Origin of the sequence: Methylobacillus rhizosphaerae (assembly GCF_900187985.1) — a bacterium.
GTDB classification, from domain to species: domain Bacteria; phylum Pseudomonadota; class Gammaproteobacteria; order Burkholderiales; family Methylophilaceae; genus Methylobacillus; species Methylobacillus rhizosphaerae.
Genome location: NZ_FZOA01000009.1, coordinates 75,234 through 85,185, shown reverse-complemented (window position 1 = coordinate 85,185; position 9,952 = coordinate 75,234). Strand labels below are relative to the sequence as shown.

11 protein-coding genes are annotated in these 9,952 nt (G+C 50.1%); 1 reads left to right on the top strand and 10 read right to left on the bottom strand.

Annotated features, from left to right (window positions below; all coding sequences use genetic code 11):
• From CHB59_RS11665 to galU, 3 genes are all read right to left on the bottom strand, one after another.
• A partial coding sequence (locus CHB59_RS11665; RefSeq protein ID WP_218816230.1) for a hypothetical protein occupies positions 1–180 on the bottom strand: 180 nt, incomplete at its 3' end.
• Between the two features lie 364 nt (positions 181–544).
• Positions 545–1,093, bottom strand: a complete 549-nt coding sequence (locus tag CHB59_RS10700) for a hypoxanthine-guanine phosphoribosyltransferase (RefSeq protein ID WP_089376233.1) — start codon at positions 1,091–1,093, stop codon at positions 545–547.
• Positions 1,094–1,104: 11 nt separating this feature from the next.
• Positions 1,105–1,980, bottom strand: coding sequence for a UTP--glucose-1-phosphate uridylyltransferase GalU (galU, locus tag CHB59_RS10695; RefSeq protein WP_089376240.1), 876 nt, complete (start codon positions 1,978–1,980; stop codon positions 1,105–1,107).
• Positions 1,981–2,468: 488 nt separating this feature from the next.
• Between galU and CHB59_RS10690 the strand changes: the two genes are divergently transcribed.
• Positions 2,469–3,167 (top strand): SDR family oxidoreductase, encoded by a 699-nt coding sequence (locus tag CHB59_RS10690; protein WP_089376239.1) that lies wholly within the window; start codon positions 2,469–2,471, stop codon positions 3,165–3,167.
• Between the two features lie 72 nt (positions 3,168–3,239).
• Here CHB59_RS10690 and CHB59_RS10685 read toward each other — a convergent pair whose 3' ends face one another.
• The 7 genes from CHB59_RS10685 to CHB59_RS10655 form a co-directional block, all read right to left on the bottom strand.
• Positions 3,240–3,632 carry an RNA-binding S4 domain-containing protein gene (locus tag CHB59_RS10685; protein ID WP_089376232.1) on the bottom strand — a complete coding sequence of 131 codons (393 nt, stop codon included), beginning with the start codon at positions 3,630–3,632 and terminating at the stop codon, positions 3,240–3,242.
• Positions 3,625–5,793 carry a Lon protease family protein gene (locus CHB59_RS10680; RefSeq protein WP_089376231.1) on the bottom strand — a complete coding sequence of 723 codons (2,169 nt, stop codon included), beginning with the start codon at positions 5,791–5,793 and terminating at the stop codon, positions 3,625–3,627. The genes CHB59_RS10685 and CHB59_RS10680 overlap by 8 nt, the downstream gene beginning before the upstream one ends.
• 33 nt (positions 5,794–5,826) lie before the next feature.
• A complete protein-coding gene (moaE, locus tag CHB59_RS10675; protein ID WP_089376230.1) occupies positions 5,827–6,276 on the bottom strand; it encodes a molybdopterin synthase catalytic subunit MoaE in 450 nt (149 codons plus the stop codon).
• Positions 6,277–6,528, bottom strand: coding sequence for a molybdopterin converting factor subunit 1 (gene moaD, locus CHB59_RS10670; RefSeq protein WP_089376229.1), 252 nt, complete (start codon positions 6,526–6,528; stop codon positions 6,277–6,279).
• Positions 6,525–6,704 carry a hypothetical protein gene (locus tag CHB59_RS10665; protein ID WP_089376228.1) on the bottom strand — a complete coding sequence of 60 codons (180 nt, stop codon included), beginning with the start codon at positions 6,702–6,704 and terminating at the stop codon, positions 6,525–6,527. Before CHB59_RS10665 ends, moaD begins: the two co-directional genes overlap by 4 nt.
• A 7-nt stretch (positions 6,705–6,711) precedes the next feature.
• A complete protein-coding gene (locus CHB59_RS10660; protein ID WP_089376227.1) occupies positions 6,712–8,037 on the bottom strand; it encodes a DNA recombination protein RmuC in 1,326 nt (441 codons plus the stop codon).
• 111 nt (positions 8,038–8,148) lie between these two features.
• Entirely contained in the window at positions 8,149–9,870 is a 1,722-nt protein-coding gene (locus CHB59_RS10655) for a tetratricopeptide repeat protein (RefSeq protein ID WP_089376226.1), read from the bottom strand.
• Positions 9,871–9,952 lie beyond the last annotated feature (82 nt).

Genomic DNA, 9,952 nt, shown 5'->3' with positions numbered 1-9,952 from the left:
GTTATCGCCGCCGCCGTTGTTACCGCCGTTATCGCCGCCGCCGTTGTTACCGCCGTTATCGCCGCCGCCGTTGTTACCGCCGTTATCGCCGCCGCTACCACCACCATTCAGTGGTGGTACCTTGATGTGGCTACCGCCACCACAACCGACAAGCGCTATAGTTGAACAAAGAATAGCCATGCTGACTGCATGACGCAGTTTTCTGTTTGGTTTCACAGACATTGTATTTCCCCTTACAAATGCGTGTTTAGCGGGCTATAAATATAAAGCCCACTCAATGCCGATCACCTCAGATAATTCAGGAAACCACTCAATTTCCTGGATGATGCGTGATGATCAAGCGCCTTTTTATTACTAGTCAAAAATTACAAACCTTTGCAGGTTAAGGCCGATTCTATGATGTTGACTATAAAAGTCAATGATTTTACAAAAATCGCCTACAAAATTTAATGTAATGATAAAAAAGCGCTGAATATGTTTGAGACATCAGCGCTATTTTGCAAGGACTGGAAATTATTGAATGAATATCTGTTTGGCTATGGTATCAGCCATGAATGGCATAGATTGCCGGCAAATTACGCCACCATCCATGCACATCCATGCCGCATCCAAATACATACTGATCAGGAACAGACAACCCCACAAAATCGGCCTGGACCGGTTTGTTGCGGCCTAACTCCTTTTCAACCAAGACAGCAACAACTACTTGTTTCGCACCCAGAGCAAAGCATTGCGCCTTGACCTCTGCAAGCGTCACTCCTTCATCCAGAATATCATCAAGAAGCAACACGGTTCGACCTGCCACCTGATCACCTGGACGAACTTTCCAGGTCAACTGTTTACCATGTATATGGCCATGATAACGGCTGGCCTGTACGTAGTCGAACTCCAAAGGAAATTGCAATTGTGGTAACAATTGCCCTGTAAATACAACGCCACCACCCATGACACATAACACTAGCGGCACTTCTGTTGCCAGCATTGCGGAAATTCCATCCGCCATGCGGGAAATTGCCTCCTGCACTGCTCCTGCATCATGTATCAATACAGCTTGCTGAAGTATGGTCTCCGGGTTGAGTGGCGATTGCAACACAGTTGTGTTATTTACTTGACCAGATCGCGCAAATATTGAGCGAACTCAGTTCCAAGCTCTTCATGTTTTAATGAATATTCAACGTTGGCCTTGACATAGCCCAGCTTGCTGCCACAGTCATAGCGCTTGCCCTTGAAACGATAGGCCAATACTTTCTGCTTATCCATCAAGGCAGCAATACCGTCGGTCAATTGGATTTCACCACCCTTGCCTGGTTTGACGTTCTCAAGACATTCGAAAATTTCGGGAGTCAGCACATAACGCCCAACCACAGCCAGGTTGGAGGGAGCATCTTCCGGCTTGGGCTTTTCCACAATGCTGTTAAGTTGCAGCACATCTGGCCCTGCCACTTCCTGAGCATCCACAATACCGTAGCTGGCGGTATCTGCAGGATCTACATCCTCCACTCCCAGGATCGACACCCCTTCTTTTTCAAACAATTCCGTCATTTGCTGCATTGCAGGTGTATCTGCATCGATCAGGTCATCAGCCAGGATGACAGAAAAAGGGGCGTCGCCCACGACGGACTTCGCGAGCAATACGGCATGACCGAGGCCCAGTGCCTCTGCCTGGCGCAGGTAAATACAAGACACATGCTTGGGCAGAATATTCTGAATTTGGTCCAGAATTTCGTGCTTTTTACCGTCTTCAAGCGCCAACTCCAATTCGAAGGATTTGTCAAAATGATCCGGGATAGCGCGCTTGTGCCGCCCAATAATAAAAATCAACTCTGTTGCACCAGCTGCAACTGCTTCTTCTGCCGCATATTGAATCAAAGGCTTATCGACAATAGGTAGCATTTCCTTTGGACTTGCCTTGGTAGCCGGGAGAAAGCGGGTACCCAATCCTGCAACGGGAAATACTGCTTTGGTAATCTTGTTCGTCATTTCAATCATCTTTCTTTTAATATAGACATAATACCCAAGTGACAACGCAGGTCAGGAAATCCGGCCACACTCATTACTTTCCTCTCCCACACTCTACATTTTTGTTATCAGAGCTTCACCATCAACCGGTGGCCCCTTTAGTTATGTATGCTTCAGTAGATTTGGCACTCAAGTCTCATCGGCACTGCGCACTCACACAATACGCAACTTATCGTATGGCAGCGGCTAATCAAATGTGATTTACAAGTACCTCTCATGCTCTTTTCCCCAGGTACTCGTCCGCATAAGCTACTCCCCGTCCACTACCGATACCGACTTTTTAATCATACCATAAAGCCACCTCTGAAATTTCCAGTCCCACATGCCTGAAAAGTATTGTTTACCTTGCGACTACACGATCAGACGTGTATACAATACCATTACGCAACTGGGTATTTTATTCCCGAAAATTAAGATTCCGTAGGCATAGATAATAAGGAGTAACAATGATGCCCAATGTCCTGATAACAGGTGCCAGCCGTGGTCTCGGTCTTGAGTTCACTAAACAATATGCTCAAGCTGGCTGGCATGTGCTTGCTGGCTGCCGGAATCCTGAAAATGCAGAAGATCTGTTGCAGCTGGCCACCCACTTCAAGGATTTGATCAGCGTACACAAATTGAATGTGGGAAACTTTCATCAGATCGATGAACTGGCTGCCTCACTGGACAATCAGCCGCTGGACATCCTGATCAACAATGCGGGTATTTATCCTGACAGCCCCAATCAGAACTTCAGCGATGCAGATTATGACGCCTGGCTGGAATCCTTTAGAATCAACAGCCTAGCTCCTGTCAAGATGGCCCAGGCATTTACACCTCACCTGAAACAAGGCCGGATCAAGAAGCTGATCAACATGACAAGCAAAATGGGCAGCATTGCTGACAATACAAGCGGTGGCAGCTATCTTTATCGCTCAAGCAAGGCAGCACTCAACGCAATCAGCAAGAGCTTGTCCATCGAGTTGGCAAAAGACGGCATTACCACACTGGTGCTGCATCCAGGCTGGGTGCTAACAGATATGGGCGGCCCCAATGCCCTGATCAATGCTGAACAGAGTGTCAGTGGCCTGCGCCAAGTGATAGATCGTGCCACACTGGCAGATGCAGGTAAGTTTATTGCCTATGACGGACAGGAGATTCCCTGGTAATCATTCTCCCTGCCCTCCTGCCATTGTCCTGGATGTGTTGTAGCACAAACCTGGAGGGCAACTCCCCGGATACTACCAATCGATACCAGTAAATTTCTTGATATCACGTCGCTGGCGTTTGGTAGGACGCCCCATGCCACGCTCACGCTGGCCATGCTCATACTCACGCGTGACTGCAAGATTCTCGCGCTTGCTGATGCTTTCCGGGGTTTCCTCGTACAATAACGCTGCCTCTGGCGCACCACGACGCTGTGTACTGAGTCCGCGCACCACGACTTCCATTTCCAGCTCCTTGCGGCGGATATGGATATACTGCCCGACACGCACTTCCTTGGCAGGCTTTACCCTATCTCCATCCACATGCACCTTGCCAGTATCCACCGCATCAGTCGCCAGGCTACGGGTCTTGAAAAACCTCGCGGTCCACAGCCATTTGTCCAGGCGGCACTTTGCGTCTTCACTCATGTGATGGCTTTACGGAAAATTGATGGTTACGCTGGTATATACCTTGATATGCCTGCAAGGTATGTTGCACCCTCCCCAGCACGGTTTCATCTGGATACATACCTTGCCTATCTGGGCTGCCAGCCGGCATACCAGTCAAATGCGCGATACCATCCAGTACATGTTCCATGGTGTAGATATGAAATTTTCCATCAGCCACGGCACGCACAATATCCTTGTGCAGGAGTACATGGCGTGCATTACGCGCAGGCAGGAGCACACCCTGCTGCCCATCCAGTCCCAGCTTCTCGCAAAGCCTGAAATGACCTTCTATTTTTTCGTTGATTCCACCTACCGGCAGCACATCACCATGTTGGTTGAGTGCTCCCGTGACAGCTATACCTTGCAATAAAGGCAAACCGGAAAGACTGGAAAGCAAGGCATACAACTCAGCACAAGAAGCAGAATCACCTTCTACACCGTGATACTCCTGCTCAAACACCAGGGAAGCATTCAAGGTCAATGGTGCTTGTTGCGCAAATGTCGCAGCCAACCAATTCTGCAGGATAAACATGCCTTTATCATGTTGCGGGCCAGTCATCTTGACTTCACGGTCAATGTTGATAACTCCCTGACGTCCAGGGTAACAACGCGCAGATATCTGTACTGGGGATCCAAACGCAGCACTTCCCACATCAATATGCGTCAAGCCATTAATACGCCCTGCCTCATGTCCATGCACATTGATCACCAGTTCACCATCCAGGATGGATTCCCGTATCTGCTGTTCGGCATATCCATGACGATTGTGTACAGCACTCAATACCAACTCGACTTCAGCTACGTCCGCAAAATTACCGGCAGCAGTCAAGGCGGCAATCTCTTGCAGTAACGGGATCAACCGTCCCAATTGCAGGCTGACGCGCGCCTGATCCTCTTCCCATTCATGCAATATTTGCAACAATCGCGCCACTGCTGGAGCAGTGAAATGTGGCAGGTGATGATTGTGACAGACATGTGCGATATAACGTGCCAGTTCATGATAGGCATCAGCGCCTGCCAGCATGCTCTCGGCAAACTCGACCTGGACGCTGAAATTTTCAAGAAATGCACCATGCTGTTCATGCAGATGATAATAATCTTCCCTGCTGGCGATCAGGATCAATTTTAAATCAAGAGATACAGCCTCGGACACCAGAGGGTTCAATGCAGCATTAGCAGACACACTGGCAGCATCCTCGATTTGCAGCTTACGATTACGCAGTACCCGCATCAGTTTATCCAGTATGGAATTGGCGCCCTGCTGTTGATCCGTCAGAATATCCTCCAGATGCAACAGCAAAACACCACCATTCGCACACAGCAATTTTCCAGCCCTGAAGCGCATAAAATCTGCCACCTGCTGTTCAGATGCCGACTCTATGCCGCCAAATAAAGAGGCATAGCTGGGATCATCGTCATAAATGACCGGCGCCCCGGTAAGGCCACTATTATTGACCAGCACATTGGCACGAAACCGTCCACAAAATGCTTCCAGCATGCCATCAGACTCACTGCCTGTTGCTGAGGCGAATACGTCCAGATTGTCCAGCACCTCTTGCGTCAACTGTGCAATCCAATGCTCAAATAAAGCAGTATCAAGCACACTATCCTGCATGCGCTCCCGTACCTGAGCAAACTCCTGCTCAAGATACAGCTTCAGTTTTGTCTCGGCTAATTGCAGCAATACAGGGTCATCACCCTGCCCTTCAGCCTGGGATACACGTCCAGATTGCAACAGCTCCGGGATGATACGTAACTGCCTGCGGACAATCTGATCCAGTAACTGGCGCAGCTCATTACCTTTTCCAGCCTTGAGACGTAACAAGTATGGCTTTTCCGGCACCTGCACATTCAGCAGGTAAACCAGGTCAGGCGGCAATGGCTGATGTGCCAATTCATTTTCTGCCATATTCCTGATCAGGGTGGTACGACCTGATCTCGGCTCGCCAATCACCAGTATATGATGTCCGGCATGCTGCATACGCATCCCTGTGCTGGCAGCAGCGAATGCACGATTCTGGCCTATCCATGATGATGTCGTGGCTTGCGTCTCTGTCAACAACTCCAGTGTATTGCTGAAGCCCAGAGTTTGCGGATCAATGGAAATATTGAGTTGTGACGGCGTGAGCTTGCTTAGCATCAGATGACTTTAATGATTAAGGATAAAAAAGGCTTATTGCCAACGTTTCCGTGATAACTGGTCGCTGTCACGCGCATCCAGCCAGACTGTGCCTTCTGAAGTCGCTTCCCGCTTCCAGAAAGGCGCTTCTGTCTTGAGATAGTCCATGATGAATTCGCAGGCAGCGAAGGCATCACCGCGATGCGCACTGGCCACAGCCACCAGCACAATCTGTGCTTGCGGTGGTAACTCCCCGACACGATGAATCACTGTGGCATCCAGCAACGGCCAGCGCTGCATGGCCTGCTCGATGATGGTAGCCAGTGATTTTTCCGTCATGCCAGGATAATGCTCCAGCGTCAACCTGGAAACCGCCTTACCGTCGTTCAGGTCCCGCACCTGGCCAACAAACGCGACAACAGCGCCTGCCATTGGATACTGGAGTCGCAGCTGTGCAATTTCCGCTCCGGTATCAAAATCTGCCTCTTGCACACGTACTGTCATTCAGCCCCCGGTTACTGGTGGAAAGAATGCAATTTCATCGCCTGGCTGGACTGTAGCGGTTTCTGTTGCCAGTTGCTGATTCACAGCCACGCACAAGCTGGGATTGTCGGCAAACTGCTCATGCCAGTTCCCGCCACGCGCAGCCAGTTGTCGTTTCAGCTCCGCGATGCTGGCTGGTACCGGCCATTCCAGTTGTTCACTCCTGGTTCCCAGACTTTCCCGCAGCCGGGCAAAATACAGCAGCTGGATCATGCGCCAGTGACATCCTCGTCAGTGACCGGCCCGCGCTTGCCACTGATTGCCTCTGCCATCAGCACCAGTAATCTTGCTTTGTACTCTTCGTTGTCCATCAGGCTGGAACTGAACGTAATACCAAATTTGGCAGCATATTGCTGCACCAGCATAATCAAACCCTGTTCACTGCTCATATTTCATCTAATCCTCTATATCATTATCCGGCAACGCCAGGCCGGCCTGGATTTCGCCTTCCAGCTCCACCCGCTCTATCTGGGCGAAGCGGCGTGAGATTTTCTGGCTGGTGGTATGAACATCCTGTACATCCTCATGTGCCTGGCGAATATGATCGGCCAGCTTTTTCATACGCACATCAAAGCGGGAGAACTCTTTGGAAAGTTTGCCCAGCTCATCCTTGATGATATGCACCTGCTTACGCGTTTCCACATCCTTGAGTACAGCACGCGCTGTATTGAGCACTGCCATCAGCGTGGTAGGAGATACGATCCACACCCGGCGCTGCATGGCGTAATCGACAATATCTGCATGATAAGCATGTATTTCCGCAAACACGGCTTCCGCCGGAATGAACATCACTGCACCATCAGACGTGATACCGGAAATAATATATTTTCCGGCAATATCATCAATATGTTTTTTGACATCTGCCTTGAACTGCCGCTGTGCAGCCATACGCTCAGCATCTGCAATATCGCGATCCAGCATGCGATGGTAATTCTCCAGCGGGAACTTGGAGTCCACAGCCACGGTACCGGTAGGCTCAGGCAGGAACAAGGCACAATCCACGCGGGTACCATTGCTCAGCACATACTGCATCTCATAGGAACTGACGGGCAATACATTACGCACCAACGCCTCAAGCTGCACCTCGCCGAATGCGCCTCGTGAGCGCTTGTCTCCAAGCAATTCCTGCAAACTCACCACATTGGTAGTCAGCCCGTCAATTTTCTTCTGTGCTTCATCAATCGTCGCCAGGCGCTCCATCACGCGCATGAAAGTATCATTGGTTTTCTTGAAGCCTTCATCCAGTCGTTCCGATACCTTGCCACCAATCTGCTCCAGACGCTGGTCCACAGCCTTGGTCAGGCTCTCGATGCTGCCAGTCAGTTGTGTCGTGGCCTTGAGCATAGTGTCCTGAATCAATGCTTGCTCAGCCTTGCCCTGTTCTGACAAAGTGACATGCAAGCGTTCCAGCACAGTTTCCCGCGTCTGCGCCAGGCTTTCTGTCTGCCTCAATTGCAATACCTGCATGGCATCCCGGGTCTGCTGCAATTCCTGGGCAACAGAAATACGCAGGCGCTCAGATTGTTCACTGAAAGTCTGGTTCAGGCGGTCACCCAATTTATTCAACCCATCATTCAGATCATGCAGCATTGCACGGTGTTTTTCCTCCAGTTGCTGCAGTAATACCTGATTGGCATCGCTGCTATTCAGCTGACGATAAGCCAGCCATAGCAAAAGCAGAAGAATCGCAAAGGAAAGAGCTAGGGTAAGAATAGAGATCATAGGGAGGGAATTATAACGCATCCCCTCCCCACCGGCTGGGCAGCCAGGCAACTAGTTGAAAAATGGTCGTATCGAACCTGGGTCAAGAAAGAACCAGAAGTACCAATCTGACTAAATAAAACCTCTCACAGCCCAGAGAGATACCTCTGCAAACTCAGCTGCAATCATGCTCATGGCACCCAGCATCATGGTTTTCATACTGTTAAAGCTGAGCATCTCCCGCGAAAACTTGCTCGCAGGCTTGATATCGAATGCAATACAGATACGCTCCTCATCGGAATGGAACGGAATAGTCCGATGGAACAGAGAGGATGGAAACAAGACGATATCGCCTACCCGTGGCTGGACAGTCTTTACCGGAAAATCTTCATGCAGTTTAGGATAATCATCCCCATGCGTGCTGAACTCGATACACCCATCGTCCCTGCCTGGTACTTGTTGCGGCAACGCCAGATAGACACAGCCGCTCAACCAGCCAATCTCATGAATATGTGATGTCAGGTGTCCGCCCTGGCGCATGCGCACATACCAGGAACTGGCAAATTCAATATCGTCAGGGAAATACCGCATCAGGTCACAATCACGCTGGGCAAATTCCCCGGCATAGGCATGAACCTCTTTCTTGATCAGGTCAGCCAATGTGCGGAATGACTCCTCCTGCCGCTTGAACAGATTACCGGCCGACTGCATACCATGATGCAAGCGCCCTTGTTTACGTTCAGCAATTTCCGTGAGATTAATATCCTTAAGCAACTGTGCCAGCAACGTATTTTCTAATTGAGCAAGTGCAGGAATGCTGCGATGAAACACAAAATCGACCGGCTGAGCACAAAAACGATATGCATTGTTCTGGCGGAAATTGGTCGCATAATGGGTGGCAAGCGTTGCCAGGAAAGGAGACACATGCTCCTTTTGCATCAACAGGGGCTGCAGGCGCTGCTGGAATAACTCGTATTGACCAGATTTATACAGGCAGTACAGGATGCGCTCCTGCCAGTCTTCCAGGCCGGACATTTCAAAATAGGGTATGGCCTTTGAGAACTGTCCAGCATCATAAAGAAACTGGGCCATATTGAATGCAGCTGCCCGGTGGCCAGGCATCATCGCCAGAGCCTTTTGATAACATGCTACAGCATGCTCCATATGCCCCTGGTCACGGAACACTTCCCCCAGGTTATTGTGAGCATCGGCATAATTGGGCTGCAATACTATGGCTTGCCGATAATGCGCAATGGCCTGCTCCAGCCCTCCACGGTCCCGCAATGCAGTCGCCAGGTTGAAATGACCCAGTGCATGATCAGAAATTGCCAATGCCTGGCGATAACAGGCAATTGCATCATCCAGATGCCCCTGCTGCTGCATGGCAGTCCCCATGGCGCCGTAGGCCTCAAAAAAACCAGGCTCTATAACGACAGCCTGGCGATAATGCCGCACCGCTTCATCGAGCAATGATTTTTTCTGCAATAAAGTCGCAAGATTGAAATGTGCCACGGCCAGGCCAGGGCTGATCTGTATCGCACGTTGATAAGATGCTACCGCCTCGTCGTCACGTCCAAGCTGTGACAATACCGACCCCAGATTAAAGTGCAATTCAGAAATTGAGGGATTAATCACCAAGGCCTTGCGATAATATTGCACCGCCTCTTCCAGCTTACCCTGCCCCTCCAGCGCAACACCCAGCACATTGTAAACAACCAATGCGCCAGGATACTGCTTCAGCAATGCTTTTGCATTTGACTCAGCCGCCTGCAACTGTCCAGTATTGTATAGATTGAAGAGTGCATGCACCTCTTTCTGACCTGGCTGCCTGACTGCATGTACACCTTGTTTCATACCTCATCCCCACGGCTTATTGATGCATATCGGCTCTCTGACCGTTGATGCAATGCTATCCAATATCATTGAGATCAATGCA

Excerpts from the sequence above, each read along its gene's own strand:
- galU (WP_089376240.1), bottom strand. The coding sequence starts at position 1,980 with ATGACGAACAAGATTACCAAAGCAGTATTTCCCGTTGCAGGATTGGGT.
- CHB59_RS10690 (WP_089376239.1), top strand. The coding sequence starts at position 2,469 with ATGCCCAATGTCCTGATAACAGGTGCCAGCCGTGGTCTCGGTCTTGAG.
- CHB59_RS10685 (WP_089376232.1), bottom strand. The coding sequence starts at position 3,632 with ATGAGTGAAGACGCAAAGTGCCGCCTGGACAAATGGCTGTGGACCGCG.
- CHB59_RS10680 (WP_089376231.1), bottom strand. The coding sequence starts at position 5,793 with ATGCTAAGCAAGCTCACGCCGTCACAACTCAATATTTCCATTGATCCG.
- moaE (WP_089376230.1), bottom strand. The coding sequence starts at position 6,276 with ATGACAGTACGTGTGCAAGAGGCAGATTTTGATACCGGAGCGGAAATT.
- moaD (WP_089376229.1), bottom strand. The coding sequence starts at position 6,528 with ATGATCCAGCTGCTGTATTTTGCCCGGCTGCGGGAAAGTCTGGGAACC.
- CHB59_RS10665 (WP_089376228.1), bottom strand. The coding sequence starts at position 6,704 with ATGAGCAGTGAACAGGGTTTGATTATGCTGGTGCAGCAATATGCTGCC.
- CHB59_RS10660 (WP_089376227.1), bottom strand. The coding sequence starts at position 8,037 with ATGATCTCTATTCTTACCCTAGCTCTTTCCTTTGCGATTCTTCTGCTT.
- CHB59_RS10655 (WP_089376226.1), bottom strand. The coding sequence starts at position 9,870 with ATGAAACAAGGTGTACATGCAGTCAGGCAGCCAGGTCAGAAAGAGGTG.